The 25,628-nt window shown below is 53.3% G+C and carries 24 protein-coding genes; 16 read left to right on the forward strand and 8 right to left on the reverse strand.

Annotated elements, in window-relative coordinates; genetic code table 11:
• Positions 1–223: 223 nt before the first annotated feature.
• Together ABLV75_RS22070 and mdtD are read left to right on the forward strand one after the other, a co-directional pair.
• Complete coding sequence (locus ABLV75_RS22070) at positions 224–925, forward strand: FadR/GntR family transcriptional regulator (RefSeq protein ID WP_004107328.1); 702 nt, start codon at positions 224–226, stop codon at positions 923–925.
• A gap of 12 nt (positions 926–937) precedes the next feature.
• Positions 938–2,335, forward strand: coding sequence for a multidrug transporter subunit MdtD (mdtD, locus tag ABLV75_RS22075; protein ID WP_004107327.1), 1,398 nt, complete (start codon positions 938–940; stop codon positions 2,333–2,335).
• Here mdtD and rbsR read toward each other — a convergent pair.
• The 7 genes from rbsR to kup form a co-directional block, all read right to left on the reverse strand.
• Positions 2,332–3,315, reverse strand: a complete 984-nt coding sequence (gene rbsR, locus ABLV75_RS22080; protein WP_004107325.1) for a ribose operon transcriptional repressor RbsR — start codon at positions 3,313–3,315, stop codon at positions 2,332–2,334. The two genes, mdtD and rbsR, sit on opposite strands and share 4 nt — an antisense overlap.
• Positions 3,316–3,327: 12 nt before the next feature.
• On the reverse strand, positions 3,328–4,260 hold the full coding sequence (rbsK, locus tag ABLV75_RS22085; RefSeq protein WP_187145414.1) for a ribokinase: 933 nt from the start codon (positions 4,258–4,260) through the stop codon (positions 3,328–3,330).
• Between the two features lie 98 nt (positions 4,261–4,358).
• The gene (rbsB, locus tag ABLV75_RS22090) at positions 4,359–5,249 is read right to left on the reverse strand and encodes a ribose ABC transporter substrate-binding protein RbsB (RefSeq protein WP_004107321.1); all 891 of its coding nucleotides are present in this window, start codon (positions 5,247–5,249) and stop codon (positions 4,359–4,361) included.
• 27 nt (positions 5,250–5,276) lie between these two features.
• A complete protein-coding gene (gene rbsC, locus ABLV75_RS22095) occupies positions 5,277–6,242 on the reverse strand; it encodes a ribose ABC transporter permease (RefSeq protein WP_004107319.1) in 966 nt (321 codons plus the stop codon).
• Between the two features lie 5 nt (positions 6,243–6,247).
• Positions 6,248–7,753: a ribose ABC transporter ATP-binding protein RbsA gene (rbsA, locus tag ABLV75_RS22100; protein ID WP_004107317.1), complete on the reverse strand. Its 1,506-nt coding sequence runs from the start codon at positions 7,751–7,753 to the stop codon at positions 6,248–6,250.
• 10 nt (positions 7,754–7,763) lie between these two features.
• Complete coding sequence (gene rbsD, locus ABLV75_RS22105) at positions 7,764–8,183, reverse strand: D-ribose pyranase (RefSeq protein ID WP_004107315.1); 420 nt, start codon at positions 8,181–8,183, stop codon at positions 7,764–7,766.
• A 182-nt stretch (positions 8,184–8,365) separates the two neighbouring features.
• Positions 8,366–10,234, reverse strand: coding sequence for a low affinity potassium transporter Kup (gene kup / locus ABLV75_RS22110; protein WP_004107313.1), 1,869 nt, complete (start codon positions 10,232–10,234; stop codon positions 8,366–8,368).
• A gap of 217 nt (positions 10,235–10,451) precedes the next feature.
• Between kup and ravA the strand changes: the two genes are divergently transcribed.
• Both ravA and viaA read left to right on the forward strand, forming a co-directional pair.
• On the forward strand, positions 10,452–11,951 hold the full coding sequence (gene ravA, locus ABLV75_RS22115) for an ATPase RavA (protein ID WP_004107311.1): 1,500 nt from the start codon (positions 10,452–10,454) through the stop codon (positions 11,949–11,951).
• Positions 11,948–13,396 (forward strand): ATPase RavA stimulator ViaA, encoded by a 1,449-nt coding sequence (viaA, locus tag ABLV75_RS22120; protein WP_004107310.1) that lies wholly within the window; start codon positions 11,948–11,950, stop codon positions 13,394–13,396. Before ravA ends, viaA begins: the two co-directional genes overlap by 4 nt.
• A gap of 7 nt (positions 13,397–13,403) precedes the next feature.
• Here the strand turns inward: viaA and asnA are convergent, their stop codons facing one another.
• On the reverse strand, positions 13,404–14,396 hold the full coding sequence (gene asnA / locus ABLV75_RS22125; RefSeq protein WP_004107308.1) for an aspartate--ammonia ligase: 993 nt from the start codon (positions 14,394–14,396) through the stop codon (positions 13,404–13,406).
• A 152-nt stretch (positions 14,397–14,548) separates the two neighbouring features.
• On the opposite strand from asnA, the gene asnC reads away from it, so the two are divergent.
• The 12 genes from asnC to atpD all read left to right on the forward strand — a co-directional run bounded on the left by asnC (position 14,549) and on the right by atpD (position 25,608).
• On the forward strand, positions 14,549–15,007 hold the full coding sequence (asnC, locus tag ABLV75_RS22130; protein WP_004107306.1) for a transcriptional regulator AsnC: 459 nt from the start codon (positions 14,549–14,551) through the stop codon (positions 15,005–15,007).
• A 92-nt stretch (positions 15,008–15,099) separates the two neighbouring features.
• Entirely contained in the window at positions 15,100–15,540 is a 441-nt protein-coding gene (gene mioC / locus ABLV75_RS22135; protein ID WP_004107304.1) for an FMN-binding protein MioC, read from the forward strand.
• Between the two features lie 381 nt (positions 15,541–15,921).
• A complete protein-coding gene (mnmG, locus tag ABLV75_RS22140; RefSeq protein ID WP_004107302.1) occupies positions 15,922–17,811 on the forward strand; it encodes a tRNA uridine-5-carboxymethylaminomethyl(34) synthesis enzyme MnmG in 1,890 nt (629 codons plus the stop codon).
• Between the two features lie 112 nt (positions 17,812–17,923).
• Entirely contained in the window at positions 17,924–18,547 is a 624-nt protein-coding gene (gene rsmG, locus ABLV75_RS22145; protein WP_004107299.1) for a 16S rRNA (guanine(527)-N(7))-methyltransferase RsmG, read from the forward strand.
• 616 nt (positions 18,548–19,163) lie between these two features.
• Positions 19,164–19,544, forward strand: a complete 381-nt coding sequence (atpI, locus tag ABLV75_RS22150) for a F0F1 ATP synthase subunit I (RefSeq protein ID WP_004107297.1) — start codon at positions 19,164–19,166, stop codon at positions 19,542–19,544.
• Between the two features lie 8 nt (positions 19,545–19,552).
• Positions 19,553–20,368 (forward strand): F0F1 ATP synthase subunit A, encoded by an 816-nt coding sequence (gene atpB / locus ABLV75_RS22155; RefSeq protein WP_004107295.1) that lies wholly within the window; start codon positions 19,553–19,555, stop codon positions 20,366–20,368.
• Positions 20,369–20,416: 48 nt separating this feature from the next.
• On the forward strand, positions 20,417–20,656 hold the full coding sequence (gene atpE / locus ABLV75_RS22160) for a F0F1 ATP synthase subunit C (RefSeq protein WP_000429386.1): 240 nt from the start codon (positions 20,417–20,419) through the stop codon (positions 20,654–20,656).
• A gap of 56 nt (positions 20,657–20,712) precedes the next feature.
• A complete protein-coding gene (gene atpF, locus ABLV75_RS22165; RefSeq protein WP_004107293.1) occupies positions 20,713–21,183 on the forward strand; it encodes a F0F1 ATP synthase subunit B in 471 nt (156 codons plus the stop codon).
• A 14-nt stretch (positions 21,184–21,197) separates the two neighbouring features.
• Positions 21,198–21,731, forward strand: a complete 534-nt coding sequence (gene atpH / locus ABLV75_RS22170; RefSeq protein ID WP_004107287.1) for a F0F1 ATP synthase subunit delta — start codon at positions 21,198–21,200, stop codon at positions 21,729–21,731.
• A 12-nt stretch (positions 21,732–21,743) separates the two neighbouring features.
• Positions 21,744–23,285: a F0F1 ATP synthase subunit alpha gene (gene atpA / locus ABLV75_RS22175; RefSeq protein ID WP_004107281.1), complete on the forward strand. Its 1,542-nt coding sequence runs from the start codon at positions 21,744–21,746 to the stop codon at positions 23,283–23,285.
• Between the two features lie 50 nt (positions 23,286–23,335).
• Positions 23,336–24,199, forward strand: coding sequence for a F0F1 ATP synthase subunit gamma (gene atpG / locus ABLV75_RS22180; RefSeq protein ID WP_004107278.1), 864 nt, complete (start codon positions 23,336–23,338; stop codon positions 24,197–24,199).
• A 26-nt stretch (positions 24,200–24,225) separates the two neighbouring features.
• A complete protein-coding gene (atpD, locus tag ABLV75_RS22185) occupies positions 24,226–25,608 on the forward strand; it encodes a F0F1 ATP synthase subunit beta (protein WP_004107276.1) in 1,383 nt (460 codons plus the stop codon).
• Positions 25,609–25,628: the final 20 nt, after the last annotated feature.

Below are 25,628 nucleotides of genomic sequence, written 5' to 3' on the forward strand. Positions count from 1 at the left end.
TGACCCGGCGGGCTGTAAGCCGTTGTTCCGTGTCAGTGGGAGCGCATTATAGGGAGTAATTACGAAGTGACAAGGGGAAATTTCAAAAAACTTTTCAACCGCCTCTTTTTTCATCATTACGCCGTGTAATGTAGCAAAAAAGCGGCGTTTTGCCGTTTTAACCAACGAAGCACGCCGCCAGATGGCATACTGATAAGGTAAAAAAGAGAAAGGAACGGCATTTATGTCTTTAAGCGCACAGCAGTTGGCGGCACAAAAGAACATCTCCTGGGTATTAGCGGAGAAACTAGCTCAAAAAATCCTGACCGGGGAATACCCGCCAGAAAGTATCCTTCCCGGAGAGATGGAACTGGGTGAGCAGTTTGGCGTGAGCCGTACGGCCGTGCGTGAAGCGGTTAAAACGCTTGCTGCGAAAGGGATGCTTTTACCTCGTCCACGGATCGGAACGCGGGTGATGCCCCGCAGCAGCTGGAACTTTCTCGATAAAGAACTACTCGCATGGTGGTTAACGGAAGATAATTTCGCTGAAGTTGTCGGCCATTTCCTCGTTATGCGCGAAAGCCTGGAGCCCCAAGCCTGTTTTCTGGCGTCAACCTCAGGCACGCCGGAGCAGAAGGCTCAACTCAACGCTTTGATGGAGGAGATGGTTGAGCTAAAGAGGAACTTTCAGCGCGAGCGCTGGATTGAGGTCGATATGGCCTGGCATGAACATATATATGAAATGAGCGGCAATCCTTTCCTGACCTCTTTCGCTTCTTTATTTCATTCGGTTTACCACACCTACTTCACTTCGATTACCCAAAATGAAGTGGTGAAGCTGGATCTCCATCAGGCAATCGTTGATGCCATTCTGGATAGCGACGGCTTGCGAGCGCTGAGCGCCTGCCAGGCGTTGTTGAGTGCCCCCAACCATTCCGACAAATAGTAAAGGTATCGAATGACCAAAAAGAAAGCCCGCAGTATGGCCGGGCTGCCATGGATCGCAGCGATGGCTTTTTTTATGCAGGCGCTTGACGCTACCATTCTGAATACGGCCCTTCCCGCTATCGCCCATAGCCTTAACCGTTCACCGCTTGCGATGCAATCGGCCATTATCAGCTACACGTTGACAGTAGCCATGCTTATCCCGGTCAGCGGTTGGCTGGCCGACCGCTTCGGCACGCGGAAAGTATTTATCATCGCCGTCAGCCTGTTTACCCTCGGTTCCCTGGCCTGCGCGCTTTCCAACTCCCTGATGGAACTGGTTATCTTCCGCGTCATTCAGGGCATCGGCGGAGCGATGATGATGCCGGTTGCGAGGCTGGCGTTACTGCGCGCCTATCCGCGCAGCGAACTGCTGCCGGTACTCAACTTCGTCACCATGCCTGGCCTGGTCGGCCCTATCCTCGGCCCCGTGCTCGGCGGCGTACTGGTGACCTGGGCAAGCTGGCACTGGATATTCCTGATTAATATTCCCATCGGCATTATCGGAATCGTCTACGCTCGCAAGTACATGCCGGATTTCACCACGCCACGACGTCGCTTCGACACGCTCGGTTTTATCCTCTTTGGCCTGAGCCTGGTGCTGTTTTCCAGTGGAATCGAGCTGTTTGGCGAGAAGATTGTTGCCACCTGGATGGCTCTGGCCGTTATCGCCCTGAGCATCGTTTTAATGTGGGCCTATATTCGCCACGCTCGCCGTCATCCCACACCGCTCATTTCGCTATCCTTATTTAAGACGCATACCTTCTCTGTTGGGATCGCGGGAAACCTGGCCACGCGCCTGGGCACCGGCTGCGTTCCGTTCCTGATGCCGCTGATGCTCCAGGTTGGCTTCGGGTATCCGGCGATTATTGCTGGCTGCATGATTGCGCCTACGGCTATCGGTTCCATTATTGCGAAATCAACCGTCACCCAGATACTTCGCTGGTTCGGCTACCGTAAAACGCTGGTTGGGGTCACGGTATTCATCGGCCTGATGATTGCTCAGTTTTCGCTGCAATCTCCGGATCTGTCGATCTGGATGCTGCTGCTGCCGCTATTCGTTCTGGGGATGGCGATGTCCACTCAGTTCACCTCAATGAACACCATCACGCTCGCCGATTTAACCGATGAAAACGCCAGCAGCGGCAACAGCATGCTGGCCGTTACTCAGCAACTCTCTATCAGTCTCGGGGTCGCCGTTAGCGCGGCGGTGCTGAGGTTTTATGAAGGATTTGATAGCGCAAATACCATTGAGCAATTTCATTACACCTTTATTACCATGGGGGCTATCACCGTGGTATCGGCGCTGGTATTTACCTTATTAAGAGCAAAAGATGGCCGCAACCTGATTAAGGAGCGGCATAAGCGTTAGGCTGAGCCACGAACCACCAGCTCAGGCGTTAACTGTACGCGCTGCTGTTTTTGTCCCGGATCGGCCATGCGGTGAATCAGCACATCGATGGCCAGTTCGCCCAGCTCATCTTTCGGTTGATGAATTGTGGTTAGCGGCGGCGTCATATAGCGCGCCAGTTCGATGTCGTCATAACCCACCAGCGCCATGTCCTGCGGAATACGCAGGCCGCTCTGGTAAAGGGCCTGATAGGCACCCACCGCCATCGCATCGTTACCGACAAATACTGCCTGCGGTAGCTCTGACAGCGTCAACAGCGTTTGCATGGCGCTGAATCCGCCGCCAAATTCAAAATCGCTGCTAATCACATATCCTTCCGGTACCGCAAGTCCGGCTCGAGTCATCGCAGCCTGATATCCCTCCAGGCGCAATCGGGCTGGCGTTTTATCCAGCGGACCCGCGATACAGGCAATCCGACTATAGCCCTGGTCAATCAGATACTGGGTCGCCATATCGCCGCCGAGCAGAGAGTTATCCTGAATCAGATCGCTATCGCCGTCGAACGGCGCCCAGTCCATCATCACCGTCGGTACAGAAGGATAGCGCTGCATAATTTCCGGCGAAGGCTGATGAGTTTCAGTGCACAACAGGAGTAAACCATCGACGCGCTTTTGCATCAGCGTCTCAAGATTACGGTTCATCCGCTGCTCATCGCCTTCGGTATTACACAGCACCAGGCTATAGCCTCGCTCAAAGCAGCTACGTTCCACGCCGCGCACTAGCTCCGAATAAAACGGGTTGGTACTGGCGGTAATAAGCATGCCTATGGTGCGGGTTTGGTTTAATTTAAGGCTGCGCGCCAGCGCAGACGGCGCGTAGTTCAGGCTTTTAATCGCGGCATCGACTTTAGCGGTAATTGCTTCGCTAACGAAACGATCTTTGTTGATGACATGAGAAACCGTCGAAGTGGAAACGCCCGCTATGCGGGCTACATCCTTCATGGTGGCCAAGCGTTACCCCTGTTGACGTAAAAATTCGTCTATTTCTTTTCGCCAGGGCACGGAGGGCTGGGCCCCTTTGCGGGTGACGGCGATAGCGGCGGCGGCATGGGCAAAACGAATCGCCTGCGCCAGTTCACTACCTTCAAGCAGCGCGGTGACCAGCGCACCATTAAAGGTATCGCCAGCGGCTATGGTATCTACCGCCTGCACTTTAAAGCCGGGCACCCGACGACCTTCACCTTCGCAGCTGGCCCATACGCCACGGCTGCCAAGGGTAATGATCACCGTACCGATACCTTTATCATGGAGCACTTTGGCGGCTTTTGCCGCATCATCGTCGCTTTCCACGCGCACGCCGGTGAGTTTTTCCGCTTCGGTCTCGTTAGGGGTAATGGTATCTACCAGCGTGAGCAGCTCATCGGGCAATTCACGTGCCGGCGCCGGATTGAGGATGACTGAGGTTTGATTCTGGTGAGCGATTTTCGCCGCGGCCAGTACGCTTTCCAGCGGTGATTCCAGCTGCATCAGCAGCGCCTGCGCGCCAGCAATACGCTCTTTTTCCGCATCAACCTGCGCAACGGAGAGCGCGGCATTAGCACCGGCATGAATACCGATAGTATTCTCACCTTCAGCGTTAACAAAAATCAGCGCCACGCCGGTTGATTCTCCGGTGACGGCTCTGACCGGCGAAACGTCAATATTGTCGCTTTCCAGCTGGTGACGAACGCGCTCGCCAATGTCGTCATCGCCGGTACAGGCGATAAAGGAAATATTAGCCCCGCTGCGTCCGGCAGCAACGGCCTGGTTTGCGCCCTTACCGCCAAAAGCGACCTGATAGTGATGACCGGTAACGGTTTCACCAGGCGTTGGGAAGGCGTCGAGATTCAGGATGTGATCGGCGTTGATACTGCCAAGGACGACAAGTTTGCCTGCGGTTTTCATAATCAATATTCCCGGAAAGCGCGCCACCGGGATCCGGTGGCGCATGCCCTGCTTTTCTTTATTATGTTGTCCCTCGGACCGTCGCCGATCCGAATCGCACATTATTGCTTAATGACCAGTTTCAACTCAACCGGGTAGCTGGTATCCACTTTTTCACCCTTCAGCACTTTATCGGCGGTCTCAACGCCTTTAACGCCGATCTGCTCCGGTAGCTGGGCGATGGTCGCAGCCAGTTTGCCACTATTAACCGCTTTTTCGCCATCCGGCGTGCCGTCAAATCCAACAACCATCACATCAGATTTGCCTGCCGTTTGTAGCGCACGCAGCGCGCCCAGCGCCATTTCATCGTTCTGGGCAAATACCGCCTGCACATCAGGATGCGCCGTCAGCAGGTTCTGCATGACGTTCAGACCCTTGGTACGGTCAAAATCTGCCGGCTGGCTGGCCAGTACGTTAAACTTGTGCGCAGCAACGGCCTGCTGGAAACCTTCACCACGTTCGCGCGCCGCGGAGGTCCCGGCAATGCCTTGTAGTTCAATGATCTTCGCGCTTTCGCCGACTTTCTTCGCGATATAGTCGCCGGCCATCTTACCGCCCAGCACGTTGTCAGATGCAATATGGCTTACCACGTCGCCTTTTGACGCCTGACGGTCGAGGGTGATAACCGGAATTTTCGCCTGATTAGCCAGCTTCACGGCGTTACCCACCGCATCGGAATCCGTAGGGTTGATCAGCAGCAGTTTGGTGCCACGAACGGTTAAATCCTGAACGTTAGCCAACTCTTTGGCCGGGTTATTCTGGGAGTCCAGTACCACCAGGTTATAGCCAAGTTTGTCCGCTTCTTTTTGCGCGCCATCCTTCAGCGAGACAAAGAACGGGTTGTTAAGGGTAGAGATAACCAGAGCGATAGTATCTTTTGCCATCGCGTTTGCGCTTACGGTCGCACTTAACGCTACAGCAGAGACCAGGGTCGCCAGTTTTTTCATATTCATAGTTAAGATGTCCTGTAGAGTTCTCAGTTACTGCTTCTTGTTATCTACCAGTACCGCCAGCAAAATGACCACCGCTTTCACGATCATCTGGTAATAGGATGAAACGCCTAATAAATTCAGGCCGTTGTTCAGAAAACCAAGGATCAACGCACCAATCAGCGTGCCGACAATACGGCCTTTACCGCCCGCGAGGCTGGTACCACCGAGCACCACCGCCGCAATCGCATCCAGTTCATATCCTGTGCCCGCCGTCGGCTGCGCGGAAGAGAGACGCGCGACCTCAATAATCCCTGCCAGCGAGGCCAGCATGCCGCACAAAGAATAGACGATGATTTTAACTTTATTCACGCTGATGCCGGAAAGGCGCGTTGCCGCCTCGTTACCGCCGAGCGCATAAATATAACGGCCCAGGCGAGTATGGTGCAGCATGTACCAGGCGGCCAGGAAAACGATCGCCATAATCCACACCGGCGTTGGGATCCCCAGCGGACGACCAATCCCGAACCAGCCGAACAGATCGGCGTTGTCGGTAAAGCCGGTATTTACCGGGCTTCCATTGGTATACACCATCGTCACGCCGCGCAGCAGCAGCATCATGACCAGCGTAGCGATAAATGCCTGCACGCGCCCTTTCGCCACAATCACGCCGGTCACGGCGCCGATAGCCGCGCCTAATGCCAGCGCAGCGGCCACGGCCATCAGCGCGTTGACCTCAATCCCGACAATTGAAGCAGCAACCGCGCCGGTCAGCGCCAGCAGAGAACCGACGGACAGGTCGATACCCGACGTCAGGATAACCAGCGTCATCCCTACCGCCATAATGGCGTTAACTGAAGTCTGCTGCAGAATATTGAACAGGTTATTCACGGTAAAAAAGTTGGGGCTCATGGTCGAGACAATCGCAATCAGCACCAGCAGGGCAATCAGCGATTTTTGCTCCATCAGCCACGCTTTTGTGAAGTAGCGACGACCAGAAACAGCCGGGTTATTCATCTTTTTTACTCCTGATTCACACGATTAAGCTTGCCCACAGCGGCAGCCATCAATACTTCCTGGGTGGCCTGCTCGCGTGTGAATTCACCGCCGAGATGCCCTTCATGCATCACCATGATGCGATCGCTCATGCCCAACACTTCCGGCATCTCCGAAGAGACCAGAATGATGCTCAGACCTTCGGCTTTGAACTGGTTAATCAGCTGGTATATCTCTTTCTTTGCCCCAACATCCACGCCGCGTGTCGGCTCATCAAGGATCAATACCTTCGGGCGGGTCATCAACCCGCGGGCTATCGCGACCTTCTGCTGATTACCGCCGGAAAGCAGCCCAATGGCCTGCTCCATCGAAGGCGTTTTCACGTTAAACAGGCGGATAAAATCACTCACCGCCTGTTGTTCATCTTTGTGCTTGAGACTACCGCCGCCGCGGCTGAAGTAACGCAGCGCGGTCAGCGACATGTTTTCTTTAACCGACATGCCGAGCACTAAACCGTCGCGCTTACGGTCTTCTGAGATGTAGACGATTCCGTTGGCCAGACCATCCTGCGGGGAGCGCGTAACAACTTCGCGTCCATCCAGCGTGACCGAACCGCTGCTGCGCGGCAGCGCACCGTACAGCACCTTCATCAGCTCGGTGCGCCCGGCGCCCATCAGCCCGGCGACGCCGAGAATCTCGCCCTGACGCAGAATAAAGGAGATATTTTCCACGCCCGAACCGCACAGGTTGTCGACCTTAAGACGAACAGCGCCCGGGGCTTTGTCCAGATGCGGGTACTGATCTTCCAGCTTACGGCCGACCATCATCTCAATCAGCAGATCTTCATCCAGACTGGCCACTTCACGCTCGGCGATAAACTGCCCATCGCGAAATACCGTGACGTCATCGCAAATCTCGAAGATCTCTTTCATACGGTGGGAGATATAGACAATACCGCGCCCCTGCGATTTCAGTTCGCGGATTACGCGGAACAGGGATTCGGTCTCGGTGTCGGTCAACGCATCGGTGGGCTCATCCATAATGATGACCTTCGACTCAAAGCTCAGCACCTTAGCGATCTCAACCATTTGCTGATCGCCTATCGATAAATCCCCCACCAGCTTCTGGCTGTTAAAACGCAGATTCAGCTTTGCCAGCAGCTTATCGGCTTCGGCGTACATCGTTTTCCAGTCTATTTTGCCAAAGCGATTCACAAATTCACGGCCGAGGAAAATGTTCTCGGCGATCGTCAATTGGGGGATCAGGTTTAGCTCCTGGTGGATGATGCCAATTCCGGCTTCCTGAGAAGATTTGGGACCGTTGAAGGTGGTCTCTTTACCCAGCCACAGCAGCGAACCGGCATCGCGGGAGTAAATGCCGGTCAGCACTTTCATCATCGTGGATTTACCGGCGCCGTTTTCCCCGACCAGCGCCATCACGCGGCCCGGATATACGTTTAGCGAGGCGCCGGAGAGCGCCTTGACGCCAGGGAACGATTTATCGATCCCTTTTAATTGCAATAAGGCTTCCATAGCGGCGACCTCAGAACGTCACGCCGGCACAGAGAATAACGTTCGCATACGGGGAACATTCCCCGCTGCGAATCACCGCCTGACTATCTGCGGTTTCTTTTTTAAACTGCTCATGGCTGGTGTAACGAATTTCAATGGTGTTTCCCTGGTGTTGCTGCAGCTGCTCAAGATGATTGAGCAACGTCGCGTGGAGCTGCGGATTAAGCGTTTTAATCTCTTCCGCGAGGATAGCCGCTTCAACCTGCATTTCGCTCGTCACCACCTCCAGAACCTGCATAAAGGAGGGCACCCCGTGGGTTAACGCCATGTCGATACGGGCGCTGCTGCGGGAAACAGGTAACCCGGCATCGCAAACTACCAGCGTATCGGTATGACCCAGGCGGGAGATGACCGACGAAATTTCAGCATTGAGGACGGTACCTTTTTTCATTTTCTCTTTTACTCCACTAGCGAAACGTTTCGCTGGTATAAGTATTAGCAATAAGAGAACAGAAAACCATCACCAGATGTGAGAATTGTGATCGTCATCGAAACGTTTCGCAAGCCTGAAGAGTTAAAGCCAGAAGCGTTCAAATAAACAAAAAGCCCTTCATCAAGAAGGGCTTTAGCGCATCAGATTTCAACCTGGGTGCCGAGCTCAATAACCCGGTTCGGCGGGATTTCGAACTGGTCAGGCGCTCGCAGAGCGTTGCGCTGCAGCAGAAGATAAAGCTTGCCGCGCAGGCGCAGGTACCATGGCCGCTTGCCGATGATCAGCGACTCATGAGACATAAAGAAGGAGGTCTCCATCATCCGGCAGCTCAGGCCTTCCAGCCCACAGCGGTGGAAAACTTCTTCGACATTCGGCGTTTCCCGCCAGCCGTAGCTGGCTACGACGCGCCAGAACGACGGCGAAATCTGCTCAATCTGTACGCGACGAACGTTATGCACGTACGGCGCATCTTCAGTACGCAGCGTGAGCAAAATCACCCGCTCGTGCAGCACCTTATTATGCTTAAGGTTATGCAACAGCGCGAAAGGAATGACGTTCAGCGCCCGCGACATATAGACGGCGGTACCCGGAACGCGGACCGGCGGCGATTTCTCCAGAGAAGAGATCATCGCTTCCAGAGAATTACCGTGCTCATGCATCCGACGCAGAAGGCGGAAACGCTCGCTTTTCCAGGTGGTCATGATGGTAAACATCACCAGGCCGAGGGTCAGAGGCAGCCAGCCGCCGGAGACGATTTTATCGAGGTTCGCGGAGAAGAGCGGGATATCAATGCACATAAAGGCAACCAGCAGCAGCGCCACAACGAACTTATTCCAGTGCCAGTTTTGACGCGCTACCGTCGTGAACAGAATGGTGGTCAGCACCATCGTCCCCGTCACCGCAATACCGTAGGCCGCCGCCAGATTCGAGGAGTGCTCAAAGTTAACAATGACGATGACCACCGAGATATAGAGCAGCCAGTTGATAAACGGAATATAAATCTGCCCGGACTCCATTTCCGAAGTATGAATAATCCGCATCGGCGACAGGTACCCCAGGCGCACCGCCTGCCGGGTTAGCGAGAAGACGCCAGAGATAACCGCCTGTGAAGCGATAACCGTCGCCAGGGCGGCAATAATCAGCATGGGAATGAGCGCCCACTCGGGCGCCAGCAGAAAGAACGGGTTTTTAATCGCTTCCGGGTGTTTGAGCAGCAGCGCGCCCTGACCAAAGTAGTTAAGCACCAGTGAAGGCAGTACTACCGAAAACCAGGCCAGGCGAATCGGCAGTTTACCAAAATGCCCCATATCCGCGTACAGCGCCTCCACGCCGGTAATCGACAGCACTACCGCGCCCAGCGCCACAAACGAGACGGTTTTATATTCGAGGAAAAAGTGTACCGCCCAGTAAGGATTCAGCGCCTGCAGCACTTCCGGGTTAGCAAAGATACTGCGCGCGCCCAGTACCGCCAGCAGCAGGAACCAGATCAGCATAATCGGCGCGAACAGCTTACCGACCATGCTGGTACCGTGCTTTTGAATGGCAAATAGCAGCGTCAGAACGATGATGGATATGGGAACCACCCAGGTATCCAGGTCCGGGGCGATAATTTCCAGCCCCTCTATCGCCGACATCACCGAGATGGCAGGCGTAATCACCACCTCGCCATAAAAGAAGCTGCCGCCGATAAGCCCAAGGATCACCAGGATGGAGGTTGCGCGCGCGGAGGTGTTTCGCCCCGCCAGCGACATTAACGTCAGGATCCCGCCTTCGCCGGCATTGTCTGCCCGCATCACGAAGGTGATGTATTTGAGTGATACGGTGAGAATTAATAGCCAGAAAATGAGCGACAGGAAGCCAAAAACAGCATCACGCTCAACGCCAAAGCCAAACTGGCCGGACAGACATTCACGAAGTGTATACAGTGGACTGGTACCGATATCGCCGTATACCACGCCGATTGCCGCCAGCGTTATTGCCGGCAGCGATTGCTTATTATCAGTGCTCATAGACTAGTCTTTTCGTTTATAAAACAAATGTGTGCCTAGTCCCTTGGCCCACAAAAAGCGCACAGTATGCACGATTATTTGCTGAATCGTACCCCTAACTGACATCATCTTAACCTGACTCAAAGAAAATAAATCGATTCTTCAGGCTATTACCACCCCTAAGCAAACATCTATACTCGACCTAACAACGACATTCTAAAAAGCACGCAACTCTATTATGGCTCAATCACATTTACTGGCAGAAAGAATTTCCCGGCTCAGCGCCGCTCTGGAAAAAGGACTCTTCGAACGCAGCCACGCCATTCGCCTTTGCCTGCTTGCCGCACTCAGCGGCGAGAGCGTTTTTCTGCTGGGTCCACCGGGCATCGCCAAAAGTCTGATCGCCCGACGCCTAAAATTCGCCTTCCAGCAGGCTCGCGCATTTGAGTACCTGATGACGCGTTTTTCCACGCCGGAAGAGGTTTTTGGCCCGCTCTCCATTCAGGCGCTAAAAGATGAAGGACGCTACGAGCGTTTGACCGCGGGTTATCTTCCGGAAGCCGAAATTGTTTTCCTCGATGAGATCTGGAAAGCTGGCCCGGCGATCCTCAATACGCTGCTGACGGCAATAAACGAACGTCATTTCCGCAACGGGGCAACCGAAGAAAAAATCCCTATGCGCCTGCTGGTGGCGGCGTCGAACGAACTCCCCGAAGCAGACAACAGCCTGGAGGCGCTATACGATCGGATGCTTATCCGTTTATGGCTGGATAAGGTTCAGGATAAAACCAACTTCCGCTCAATGCTGATAAGCCAGCAGGACGAGAACAGTAACCCCGTCCCGGCGAATCTACAGGTCAGCGACGAGGAGTTTCAGCAATGGCAGCAGGATATCGGCAGCGTTAAGCTGCCGGACAGCGTTTTTGAACTTATTTTCCAGCTGCGCCAGCAGTTAGATACGCTGCCGAACGCGCCGTACGTCTCAGATCGTCGGTGGAAAAAAGCCATTCGTCTGCTGCAGGCCAGCGCCTTTTTCAGCGGCCGCGACACTATCGCGCCAATAGACCTGATCCTGCTGAAAGATTGCCTGTGGCACAATATTGAGACGATGAACCTGATGTCCGCGCAGCTGGAGACCTTAATGACCAGCCACGCCTGGCAGCAGCAGGCAATGCTCACTCGCCTGGGGTCGATTATCCAACGACGTATTCAGCTTCAACAGCAGCAAAGCGATAAAACCGCGCTAAAAGTAAACCGTCTTGGCGGTATGTTCAGCCGTAAACCTCATTATGAACTGCCCGCTGAAGTGCAGGAACCCACGCTGACGCTGCTCCTCCAGCAGCCGCTTAAGCTGCACGACCTGGAAGTGATTCATATTACGTTTGTTCGTGAAGAGCTTGCTCGCTGGCTGGAGAAAGGGGGTGAGATTCGTGGCAAGCTCAACGGTATCGGTTTTGCCCAGCCGCTGAATATGGATGTCGATACCAGCCAGCATCTGGTCGTGCGCGATGTCAGCTTACAGGGGTCGCGACTTTCCCTGCCCGGTAGCGAATCGCGGGAAAATATGCCGGCCGAAATCCGGCAGCAGCTGGAAGCGCTGGACGACGAATGGCATCAGCAACATAACCGCTTCAGCGAACAGCAGAAATGTCTGTTTATTCCCGGTGAGTGGCTGGGACGCATTGAGGCCAGCCTGCAGGACGTCGGAACGCAGATTAAACAGGCGCGTCAGTCATGACGCTGGACATGCTGAATGTCATGCTGGCAGTCGGCGAAGAGGGTATGATCGATGAGATGCTGCTGGCGCTGCTGGCGGCACCTCAACTGGCGGTATTCTTTGAAAAATTCCCGCGCCTAAAAAATATTATCGCCGCCGACATTCCGCGCTGGCGGGAAGCGGTCAGATCGCGACTTAAAGAGACCAATATCCCCCCCGAGCTGGATGCGGAGGTTCAGTGTTATCAGCAATCACAGCGGCTTTCTACCTCGCAGTTTATCGTCCAGCTTCCGCAAATTTTGAGCCAGCTGCATAAGCTGCACTCCCCTTTTGCCAGCCAGGCCCAGCAGCTGGTGGATAACAACAGCACCTTTACGCCAGCGCTGCACACGTTATTCCTCCAGCGCTGGCGCCTGAGCCTGGTGGTGCAGGCAACCTCCCTTAATCAGCAACTGCTGGATGAAGAGCGCGATCAGCTACTGAGCGAAGTTCAGGAACGCATGACCCTCAGCGGCCAGCTGGAGCCGGTGCTGGTGGAAAATGACAATGCGGCGGGGCACCTGTGGGACATGAGCGCTGGCGAGCTGAAGCGAGGCGACTATCAGCTGATCGTGCGCTACGGCGACTTTCTAAGCCAACAACCCGAGCTCATGCAGCTCGCTGAACAGCTGGGACGCTCACGTGAAGCGAAAGCGGTGCCGAAAAAAGATGCGCCGATGGAAACCTTTCGCAGCCTGGTGCGCGAACCGGCCACCGTACCGGAACAGGTGGACGGGCTTCAGCAGAGCGACGATATTCTGCGTTTGTTGCCGCCAGAGCTGGCTACCCTCGGTATCACCGAGCTGGAGTTCGAGTTCTATCGTAAGCTGGTTGAAAAGCAGCTGCTGACCTATCGGCTTCACGGCGATGCGTGGAAAGAAAAGATCACCGAACGGCCGGTCACTCGCCAGGATTTTGATGAACAGCCGCGCGGACCCTTTATCGTCTGCGTCGATACTTCCGGCTCAATGGGCGGTTTTAATGAACAGTGCGCCAAGGCGTTTTGTCTGGCGCTAATGCGGGTCGCTCTGGCGGATAACCGCCGCTGCTTTATTATGCTGTTTTCCAGCGAGGTAGTGCATTACGAACTTACCGGTCCGCAGGGGCTGGAACAGGCGATCCGCTTTCTGAGCCAGCGCTTCCGTGGCGGCACCGATCTGGCCAGCTGTTTCCGGGCAGTGATTGAGCGTATGCAGAATCCGCAGTGGATCGATGCCGATGCGGTAGTCATTTCAGATTTTATCGCACAGCGCTTGCCGGATGAGGTGATCAATAAGGTGGGAGAGCTACAGCATAAACATCAGCATCGCTTTCATGCGGTGGCGATGTCGGTACACGGCAAGCCCGGTATTATGCGCATTTTCGATCATATCTGGCGCTTTGATACCGGGCTGCGTAGCCGCCTGCTGCGACGCTGGCGGCGTTAATCACGCATTAAAGAAGAGCGGCAACGCTTTGACGAACCTGTGTCGGCCATACGCCGCACTGTACCTGGCCGATATGGTCAAGCTGCAGGAGCAGCATCGTCAGACGAGACTGACCAATGCCGCCGCCGATAGTCTGCGGCATCTCTCCGCGCAGCAGCGCCTGGTGCCATTCCAGCTTCAGGCGATCTTCATCACCGGTAATCGCAAGCTGGCGCTTCAGCGCTTCGGCATCCACGCGGATCCCCATTGAAGAGAGCTCGAAGGCATCTTCCAGAACCGGGTTCCATACCAGAATATCGCCGTTCAGACCGGCATAGCCTTCAGCAGCCGGCGTGCTCCAGTCATCATAATCCGGCGCGCGAACATCGTGGCGCTGACCATCGGAAAGCTTGCCGCCGATGCCGATCAGGAATACAGCCCCCAGCTCTTTAGCAATCGCCCGTTCACGACCTTTGGCATCAAGATCCGGATAGCGACTTAAAAGCTCCTCGCTATGAACAAACTGGATCGTCTCCGGCAGAAACGGCTTGAGGCCAAATTCTTTACTGACGGCGTCTTCGGTAGCTTTGATCCCGGCATAGATCGCTTCAACGGTCGATTTCAGCGTTCCGCAGTGGCGTTCTCCGTCACCCATTACGCGCTCCCAGTCCCACTGGTCAACGTAAACGGAATGGATGGGCGTTAATCGGTCTTCATCGGGGCGAAGGGCCTTCATGTGCGTGTACAGCCCTTCGCCCGCGCTGAAGTCGTGTTGTCCCAGGGTTTGACGCTTCCACTTCGCCAGTGAATGAACCACTTCGAACTGGGCGTCTGGCAGTGTTTTCACTTTAACCTGAACCGCTTTTTCGCAACCAGAAAGGTTATCCTGAGTTCCATCGCCCACGCGGCTTAAGATCGGCGCCTGAACTTCGATCAGGCCGAGCTTCTCTTCAAGCTGACGGGAAAAGTGTGACTTAACGAAACTAATCTGGCGTTGTTTTGCGATGTATGCGGTTTTCATTTTTTATAACTCCTGCGTCCTGTTGCCATTGATTAAGCAACAAAACAGCGCTGCAATTCAATAATCCCACAACAAAAAGCCTGCATCGATTTTGATTCATTAAAATTTGAGGCTAAAATAGAAAGATTCGTCAAACTTCATAAGAAAAACCTATGGAAAATTATCAGATCGACAATCTGGACCGAGGCATCCTTGAGGCCTTAATGGCCAACGCGCGCACCGCTTATGCTGAACTGGCAAAACAGTTTGGCGTCAGTCCGGGAACCATTCACGTTCGCGTGGAGAAGATGAAGCAGGCCGGAATTATCACTGGCGCACGCATTGACGTGAGCCCAAAGCAGCTGGGCTACGATGTGGGATGTTTTATCGGCATCATTCTGAAAAGCGCCAAAGACTATCCCTCGGCGCTGGCGAGGTTAAACAGTCTGGATGAGGTTACCGAAGCGTATTACACCACCGGGCACTACAGTATCTTTATAAAAGTCATGTGCCGATCGATCGATGCGCTCCAGCATGTACTTATCAACAAGATCCAAACAATTGATGAAATTCAGTCCACCGAAACGCTGATCGTGCTGCAAAACCCGATCATGCGTACCATCCGCCCGTGAACGGACTATTTAATCCCACATTTTTCCACAGGTAGATCCCAGCTCGCTCACAGCGTACAATACGCCACTCTGGAAAAGTGGAGCGGGCGATCATGGCAGAGATAACTCTTATCAGCGGCAGTACGCTGGGTAGCGCAGAATATGTGTCAGAACATCTGGCGGAAAAGCTGGAAGAGGCTGGTCACAGCACGACTATTCAGCACGGCCCGCTGATTGACGATCTACAGGCGGAAGGGATCTGGCTGGTTATCTCTTCTACTCATGGCGCCGGCGACATTCCCGATAACCTGCTGCCTTTTTATGAAGCGCTTCAGGAAAAGCAGATCGACCTTTCTGCGGTCCATTTTGGCGCAGTCGGTATCGGTAGTCGTGAATATGACACCTTCTGCGGAGCGATTGATAAGCTGGAGTCGGCGCTGAAGGCCTGCGGGGCAAAACAGATTGGCGAAACGCTAAAAATTAACGTCCTCGAACATGAAATTCCGGAAGATCCGGCTGAGGTCTGGCTGGGATCCTGGCAAAAATTGCTCTGAGAATTGTAAAGATCATACTTTCTTCTGTGGATAACTATGCTTAAAAGCTTGGATCAACCGGTAGTTATCCAAAGTATAACCGTAGACTGATTTTTGTGCTGTGTATAACCCTTCATTTTGATCCCAGCTTATACGGACCAGGATCACCGATCATTCACAGAAAGCGATCCTTCTTAACCGATTGATCTTAAATCTTGGATCCGACTTATCCACAAGACAAGCCGATCCTAATAAGAGATCACAATAAAACAGATCTCTAAATAAAAGATCTTCTTTTTAATACTCAGGATCCCGGCGCTTTCTCGAAAGGCGAAAGTTGAGTAGAATCCACGGCCCGGGCTTCAATCCATTTTCAAACCGCTTTATGCGAGGCATACCACCATGTTTTATCAGGATCCTTTTGACGTCATCATCATTGGCGGGGGTCATGCAGGCACTGAGGCCGCAATGGCCGCAGCGCGAATGGGTCAACAGACTCTGCTTTTGACACACAATATCGACACGCTAGGGCAAATGAGCTGTAACCCGGCGATTGGCGGCATTGGGAAAGGACACCTGGTAAAAGAAGTGGATGCGCTTGGCGGCCTGATGGCGAAGGCCATTGACCATGCCGGTATCCAGTTTAGGATACTAAACGCCAGCAAAGGCCCAGCCGTACGGGCGACTCGCGCTCAGGCCGATCGCGTGCTTTATCGGCAAGCCGTACGCACGGCCCTGGAGAATCAGCCTAATTTGATGATCTTCCAGCAGGCCGTTGAAGATCTGATTGTGGAGAACGATCGCGTGGTGGGTGCTGTTACCCAGATGGGGCTTAAATTCCGCGCCAAAGCGGTAGTGCTGACCGTAGGGACATTCCTCGACGGTAAGATCCATATCGGACTCGATAACTACAGCGGCGGTCGCGCTGGCGATCCTCCGTCGATCCCGCTGTCTCGCCGTTTACGTGAACTGCCGCTACGCGTCAGCCGCCTGAAAACCGGTACCCCACCGCGTATTGATGCGCGGACCATTGATTTCAGCGTTCTGGCTCAGCAGCACGGCGACGATCCAATGCCGGTTTTCTCGTTTATGGGGAATGCTTCCCAGCACCCGCGTCAGGTACCGTGCTATGTCACGCATACCAACGAGAAAACCCACGATGTGATCCGCAATAACCTCGATCGTAGCCCGATGTATGCCGGCGTGATTGAAGGGATCGGCCCTCGCTACTGTCCTTCGATCGAAGACAAGGTGATGCGTTTTGCCGATCGCAATCAGCATCAGATCTTCCTCGAGCCGGAAGGACTGACGTCGAACGAAATTTATCCAAATGGCATCTCCACCAGCCTGCCGTTTGATGTCCAGATGCAAATCGTCCGCTCAATGCAGGGGATGGAAAATGCAAAAATCGTTCGCCCCGGCTACGCTATCGAGTACGATTTCTTCGATCCGCGTGACCTGAAACCAACGCTGGAAAGTAAATTTATCCATGGCCTGTTTTTTGCGGGCCAGATTAACGGCACTACCGGTTATGAAGAAGCGGCCGCTCAGGGCCTGCTGGCAGGCCTGAACGCAGCCCGCTTCTCTGCCGAGAAAGAGGGATGGGCGCCGGGTCGCTCCCAGGCCTACCTTGGCGTCCTGGTGGACGATCTGTGTACGCTCGGCACCAAAGAGCCGTACCGCATGTTTACTTCACGTGCGGAATACCGCCTGATGCTGCGTGAAGACAACGCCGATCTGCGCCTGACTGAGCAAGGCCGTGAACTGGGCCTGGTAGATGATGAACGCTGGGCGCGTTTCAACGAGAAGCTTGAGAGTATTGAACGTGAACGTCAGCGCCTGAAATCCAGCTGGGTAAATCCGCTGGCGGAAAGCGCCGCTGAAGTTAACGCACATCTGACGGCGCCTTTGTCTCGTGAAGCTAACGGTGAAGATTTGCTCCGTCGTCCGGAAATGACCTACGAACAGCTGGTGAAGATGTCGCCATTCTCGCCGGGTCTTGAAGACAAGCAGGCCGCGGAACAGGTTGAGATTCAGGTAAAATACGAAGGCTACATCGCGCGCCAGCAGGATGAGATTGAGAAACAGCAGCGCAATGAAAACACGTTGCTGCCTGCCACGCTTGATTATCGCCAGGTGAATGGGCTGTCGAACGAAGTCATTGCTAAGTTGAACGACCACAAGCCGTCTTCAATAGGGCAGGCATCGCGTATTTCCGGCATTACGCCTGCGGCAATCTCGATTTTGCTGGTGTGGTTGAAAAAGCAGGGAATGCTGCGCCGTAGCGCCTGACTTTCCCTGAACGATACATTTGGCGGATAGCGCATAAGATATCCGCCTGGTTTATATCCAGCCCGGTAAGCGCATCGCCTCCGGGCTCATTGTTTTTAAACAGGTACCGAACGTGATCAACAAACTTTCTCGTCTGCTTGATGAAGCGGGTATTTCACTTACCGATCACCAGAAAAATCAGCTGGTCGCCTATGTAGGCATGCTGGATAAGTGGAATAAGGCCTATAACCTTACCTCGGTTCGCGATCCGGATGAGATGCTGGTACGCCACATTCTCGATAGCATTGTTGTTGCGCCATACCTTAAAGGAACGCGTTTTATCGATGTGGGTACCGGACCGGGTCTGCCGGGGATCCCGCTGGCTATCGTACGCCCTGAATCTCATTTCACCCTGCTGGATAGCCTCGGTAAACGAGTACGTTTCCTGCGACAGGTCCAGCATGAGTTAAAACTGGATAACATCACGCCGGTACAAAGCCGCGTGGAAGCGTTTCCGGCTGAACCGCCGTTTGATGGCGTGATCAGCCGCGCTTTTGCGTCGCTGAATGATATGGTGAGCTGGTGCCATCATTTACCGGCGCAGGACGGTCACTTCTATGCGCTCAAAGGGTTAGCGCAAGAAGATGAAATGGCCAATCTTCCGGAAGGGTTTGCCATTAGTGATGTTTTCGAACTGCATGTTCCTCAGCTGGATGGTGAGCGTCACCTTGTGGTGGTCCAGCCAAAAATGATTTAATTTTTATCAAAAAATGTGAAAAAAAACCGGGTTGTGCATGTTACAAAAATAAAAGTCACGGCAGGGTAGTATCGGATAAGATTTAACCTTGTCGTTACCATGGTTTTTCTTTCGGTTAACTTTGCGCTGTTGCTTTACCAGGAGAATAGTCAACATTGAAAATATCAGTACGCTAAAAATCTCGCTGCTTGCACTTCATACTGATGTTAAATTTTTATTATGAATGTCAATAAAAGGTTTTTATTGTATATGGGATTGTTTTAGAAAGAATACCCACTTTTTATGTTGAATATCAATTGGATAAAAAATTGAGTTTTATGTACAGAATTAATTCGATTTCACGAAAAATGTTTATTATGTGATCTGATGCACGCTTTAATAGCCGTGTTTTCGCGGTATTTGCAGTTTTGCATGACGGCTCACAGATTGGTGAAATGCATGAAAAGTTGTCAGTCGGAAAATAATTAAACATTTATTCACTATTTTGCTACTTATTGTTTGAAATCACGGGGCGTCACCGTATAATTTGTCCGCTTTTTGATGCTTGACTCTTCGTCTTAAAGGACGTTTTATACGACACGCGACATACCTCGAAGGGAGCAGGAGTAAATACGTGATGTCAGTGTCGCTCTTGAGTCGAAACGTTGCTCGTAAGCTTCTGTTTATTCAGTTACTGGCGGTAATAGCAAGTGGACTGCTGTTCAGCCTCAAAGACCCTTTCTGGGGCATCTCCGCCGTTAGCGGAGGTTTGGCGGTTCTTTTGCCAAATATGATTTTTATGATTTTTGCCTGGCGTCATCAGGCGCATACACCTGCTAAAGGCCGAGTGGCCTGGACCTTCGCTCTCGGCGAAGCTTTCAAGGTGTTGTTGACCTTCGCCCTTCTGGCGGTGGCGCTGGCGGTTTTCAAAGTGGTGTTTTTGCCGCTGATAGTGACGTGGGTTTTGGTGCTGGTGGTACAAGTTCTGGCGCCAGCTGTAATTAACAACAAAGGGTAAAAGGCATCATGGCTTCAGAAAATATGACGCCGCAGGAATACATAGGACACCATCTGAATAACCTTCAGCTGGACCTGCGTACTTTCTCGCTGGTGGATCCGCATAACCCCCCGGCCACCTTCTGGACGCTCAACATTGACTCCATGTTCTTCTCGGTGGTGCTTGGTCTGTTGTTCCTGCTTATGTTCCGTAGCGTAGCCAAAAAGGCGACCAGCGGCGTACCGGGAAAATTCCAGACCTTTATCGAGATGATCATCGGCTTCGTCCATGGCAGCGTTAAAGACATGTACCACGGCAAGAGCAAGGTTATCGCTCCGCTGGCCCTCACCGTGTTCGTTTGGGTATTCCTGATGAACCTGATGGACCTGCTGCCTATCGACCTGTTGCCATACATCGGTGAACACATTTTCGGCCTGCCAGCACTGCGCGTGGTTCCGTCTGCGGACGTCAACATCACCCTGTCGATGGCGCTTGGCGTGTTTATCCTGATTCTTTTCTACAGCATCAAAATGAAAGGCGTGGGCGGGTTCGTTAAAGAACTGACCCTGCAGCCGTTCAATCACTGGGCGTTCATTCCTGTCAACTTAATCCTTGAAGGGGTAAGCCTGCTGTCTAAACCTGTATCTCTGGGTCTGCGACTGTTCGGCAACATGTATGCCGGTGAGCTGATTTTCATTCTGATTGCTGGTCTGTTGCCGTGGTGGTCACAGTGGGTTCTGAATGTGCCGTGGGCCATTTTCCACATCCTGATTATTACGCTGCAAGCCTTCATCTTCATGGTTCTGACGATCGTCTATCTGTCGATGGCATCTGAAGAGCATTGATTTTTTACCAACATACTACGTTTTAACTGAAACAAACTGGAGACTGTCATGGAAAACCTGAATATGGATCTGCTGTACATGGCTGCCGCTGTGATGATGGGTCTGGCGGCAATCGGTGCTGCGATCGGTATCGGCATCCTCGGGGGTAAATTCCTGGAAGGCGCAGCGCGTCAACCGGATCTGATTCCTCTGCTGCGTACTCAGTTCTTTATCGTTATGGGTCTGGTGGATGCTATCCCGATGATCGCTGTAGGTCTGGGTCTGTACGTGATGTTCGCCGTCGCGTAGTAAGTTGTTCGAAAGAAACCTAAGCCACAGAGTTATTTTTTAAGAGGTATTGTGCTGTGAACATGAACGCAACAATCCTCGGCCAGGCCATCGCGTTTGTTATCTTCGTATGGTTCTGCATGAAGTATGTATGGCCGCCGTTAATGGCTGCCATCGAAAAGCGCCAGAAAGAAATTTCTGACGGTTTAGCTTCTGCAGAACGCGCTAAGAAAGATTTGGACCTTGCACAGGCCAACGCGACCGACCAGCTGAAAAAAGCGAAAGCGGAAGCCCAGGTAATCATCGAGCAGGCGAACAAGCGTCGCTCTCAGATTCTGGACGAAGCCAAAGCTGAAGCAGAACAGGAACGCACTAAAATCGTCGCACAGGCGCAGGCTGAAATCGATGCCGAACGTAAACGTGCTCGCGAGGAGCTGCGTAAGCAGGTCGCTATCCTGGCTGTTGCTGGCGCCGAGAAGATCATCGAACGTTCCGTGGATGAAGCTGCTAACAGCGACATCGTGGATAAACTTGTCGCTGAACTGTAAGGAGGGAGGGGCTGATGTCTGAATTTGTAACGGTAGCTCGCCCCTACGCCAAAGCAGCTTTTGACTTTGCCGTCGAACACCAAAGCGTAGAGCGCTGGCAGGATATGCTGGCGTTTGCCGCTGAAGTGACTAAAAACGAACAAATGGCAGAGCTACTCTCTGGCGCGCTGGCGCCGGAAACGCTCTCTGATGCGTTTATCGCGGTTTGTGGTGAGCAACTGGACGAAAACGGTCAAAACCTGATTCGGGTAATGGCTGAAAATGGTCGTCTGAATGCGCTCCCTGATGTTCTTGAGCAGTTCATTCACCTGCGCGCTGCCAGTGAGGCAACCGCAGAGGTAGAAGTTATTTCTGCCGCTCAGATGAGCGAAGAACAGCTTGCGAAAATCACCAGCGCGATGGAAAAACGTCTGTCACGCAAAGTTAAGCTGAATTGCAAAATCGATAAGTCTGTAATGGCAGGCGTTATCATCCGTGCGGGTGATATGGTCATTGATGGCAGCGTACGCGGCCGTCTTGAACGCCTTGCAGACGTCTTGCAGTCTTAAGGGGACTGGAGCATGCAACTGAATTCCACCGAAATCAGCGAACTGATCAAGCAGCGCATTGCTCAGTTCAATGTTGTGAGCGAGGCTCATAACGAAGGTACTATCGTTTCTGTAAGTGACGGTGTTATCCGCATTCACGGCCTGGCCGATTGTATGCAGGGTGAGATGATCGCTCTGCCGGGTAACCGTTACGCTATCGCACTGAACCTGGAGCGCGACTCCGTTGGTGCGGTTGTGATGGGTCCGTACGCTGACCTCGCCGAAGGCATGAAGGTTAAATGTACTGGCCGTATCCTTGAAGTTCCGGTTGGCCGCGGCCTGCTGGGACGTGTGGTTAACACTCTGGGTGCACCGATTGATGGTAAAGGTCCGCTGGAGCACGACGGCTTCTCTGCCGTTGAAGCTATCGCTCCGGGCGTAATCGAACGTCAGTCCGTCGATCAGCCGGTGCAGACCGGTTATAAATCCGTTGATGCCATGATCCCAATCGGTCGTGGTCAGCGTGAACTGATCATCGGCGACCGTCAGACCGGTAAAACCGCTCTGGCAATCGACGCCATCATCAACCAGCGTGATTCCGGCATCAAGTGCGTCTACGTGGCAATCGGCCAGAAAGCGTCCACCATTTCTAACGTGGTGCGTAAACTGGAAGAACACGGCGCGCTGTCTAACACCATCGTTGTGGTTGCAACCGCATCTGAATCCGCCGCGCTGCAATACCTGGCTCCGTATGCCGGTTGCGCAATGGGTGAATACTTCCGTGACCGCGGTGAAGATGCGCTGATCATTTATGATGACCTGTCTAAACAGGCCGTTGCTTACCGTCAGATTTCCCTGCTGCTCCGCCGTCCGCCTGGACGTGAAGCATTCCCGGGCGACGTATTCTACCTCCACTCTCGTCTGCTGGAGCGTGCTGCACGTGTTAACGTCGAATACGTTGAAGCTTTCACCAAAGGTGAAGTGAAAGGTAAAACCGGTTCTCTGACCGCTCTGCCGATTATCGAAACCCAGGCGGGTGACGTTTCTGCGTTCGTTCCGACCAACGTAATTTCTATTACCGATGGTCAGATCTTCCTGGAAACCAACCTGTTCAACTCCGGTATTCGTCCTGCGGTTAACCCGGGTATCTCCGTATCCCGTGTTGGTGGTGCAGCTCAGACCAAGATCATGAAGAAACTGTCCGGTGGTATTCGTACCGCGCTGGCACAGTATCGCGAACTGGCGGCGTTCTCGCAGTTTGCTTCTGACCTTGACGATGCAACCCGTAAGCAGCTGGACCACGGTCAGAAAGTAACTGAACTGCTGAAACAGAAACAGTATGCGCCGATGTCCGTTGCGCAGCAGTCTCTGGTTCTGTTCGCGGCAGAACGTGGTTATCTGGCGGATGTAGAGCTGGCGAAAATCGGTAGCTTTGAAGCCGCTCTGCTGGCTTACGTCGACCGTGATCACGCTCCGTTGATGCAAGAGATCAACCAGTCCGGTGGCTATAACGACGAAATCGAAGGCAAGCTGAAAGGCATCCTCGATTCCTTCAAAGCAACCCAATCCTGGTAAAGTCTGGCGGCTTGCTTTAGGGCAGGCCGCAAGGCATTGAGGAGAAGCTCATGGCCGGCGCAAAAGAGATACGTAGTAAGATCGCAAGCGTCCAGAACACGCAAAAGATCACTAAAGCGATGGAAATGGTCGCCGCTTCCAAAATGCGTAAATCGCAGGAGCGCATGGCAGCCAGCCGTCCTTATGCAGATACGATGCGCAAAGTGATCGGTCACCTTGCGAACGGTAATCTGGAATATAAGCACCCTTACCTGGAAGAACGCGACGTTAAACGCGTGGGCTACCTGGTGGTGTCTACCGACCGTGGTCTGTGTGGTGGCTTGAACATTAACCTGTTCAAAAAGCTGCTGGCGGAAATGAAAGCATGGTCCGATAAAGGCGTTCAGTGCGAACTCGCAATGATCGGCTCGAAGGGCGTGTCTTTCTTTAATTCCGTTAGCGGTAATGTTGTCGCCCAGGTGACGGGTATGGGGGATAACCCATCCCTGTCCGAACTGATCGGTCCGGTAAAAGTGATGTTGCAGGCCTACGATGAAGGCCGTCTGGACAAGCTGTATATTGTCAGCAACAAATTTATTAACACCATGTCTCAGGTTCCAACCATTACTCAGCTGCTGCCGTTACCGGCTTCAGAAGATGGTGAGTTGAAGCGTAAATCCTGGGATTACCTGTATGAACCCGATCCGAAAGCGCTGCTGGATACCCTGCTGCGTCGTTATGTGGAATCTCAGGTTTATCAGGGCGTGGTAGAAAACCTGGCCAGCGAGCAGGCCGCACGTATGGTGGCGATGAAAGCCGCGACCGACAATGGCGGCAGCCTGATTAAAGAGCTGCAGTTGGTATACAACAAAGCTCGTCAGGCCAGCATTACTCAGGAACTCACCGAGATCGTCGGTGGAGCATCCGCGGTATAACCAGGTTAATTCGTAGAGGATTCAAGATGGCTACTGGAAAAATTGTCCAGGTAATCGGCGCCGTGGTCGACGTCGAATTCCCTCAGGATGCCGTACCGCGCGTGTACGAGGCTCTTGAGGTACAAAATGGTAGTGAGAATCTGGTGCTGGAAGTTCAGCAGCAGCTCGGCGGCGGTATTGTTCGTACCATCGCCATGGGTTCTTCCGACGGTCTGCGTCGCGGTCTGGAAGTCAAAGACCTCGAGCATCCGATCGAAGTCCCGGTAGGTAAAGCAACGCTGGGTCGTATCATGAACGTACTGGGCCAACCGGTAGACATGAAAGGCGACATCGGCGAAGAAGAGCGTTGGGCGATTCACCGCGCAGCGCCTTCCTACGAAGAGTTGTCAAACTCTCAGGAACTGCTGGAAACCGGCATCAAAGTTATCGACCTGATGTGTCCGTTTGCGAAGGGCGGTAAAGTTGGTCTGTTCGGTGGTGCGGGTGTAGGTAAAACCGTAAACATGATGGAGCTGATCCGTAACATCGCGATCGAGCACTCCGGTTACTCCGTGTTTGCGGGCGTAGGTGAACGTACTCGTGAGGGTAACGACTTCTACCACGAAATGACCGACTCCAACGTTATCGATAAAGTATCCCTGGTGTATGGCCAGATGAACGAGCCGCCGGGAAACCGTCTGCGCGTTGCGCTGACCGGCCTGACCATGGCTGAGAAGTTCCGTGACGAAGGTCGTGACGTTCTGCTGTTCGTCGATAACATCTATCGTTACACCCTGGCCGGTACTGAAGTATCCGCACTGCTGGGTCGTATGCCTTCAGCGGTAGGTTACCAGCCGACTCTGGCGGAAGAGATGGGCGTTCTGCAGGAACGTATCACCTCCACCAAAACGGGTTCTATCACTTCCGTACAGGCGGTATACGTACCTGCGGATGACTTGACTGACCCGTCTCCAGCCACCACCTTTGCGCACCTTGACGCAACCGTGGTACTGAGCCGTCAGATCGCTTCTCTGGGGATTTACCCGGCAGTTGACCCGCTGGACTCCACCAGCCGTCAGCTGGATCCGCTGGTTGTTGGCCAGGAGCACTACGACACCGCTCGTGGCGTTCAGTCCATCCTGCAGCGTTATCAGGAACTGAAAGACATTATCGCCATCCTGGGTATGGATGAACTGTCTGAAGAAGATAAACTGGTGGTAGCTCGCGCACGTAAGATTCAGCGCTTCCTGTCCCAGCCGTTCTTCGTGGCAGAAGTATTTACCGGTTCTCCGGGCAAATACGTCTCCCTGAAAGACACCATCCGTGGCTTTAAAGGCATCATGGAAGGCGAATACGATCACCTGCCGGAGCAGGCGTTCTACATGGTCGGTTCTATCGACGAAGCCGTGGAAAAAGCCAAAAAACTTTAACGCCTTAATCGGAGGGTGAT

It is taken from the genome of Klebsiella sp. CN_Kp066 (assembly GCF_040065135.1).
In the GTDB taxonomy this organism is placed as follows: Bacteria; Pseudomonadota; Gammaproteobacteria; order Enterobacterales; family Enterobacteriaceae; genus Klebsiella; species Klebsiella oxytoca.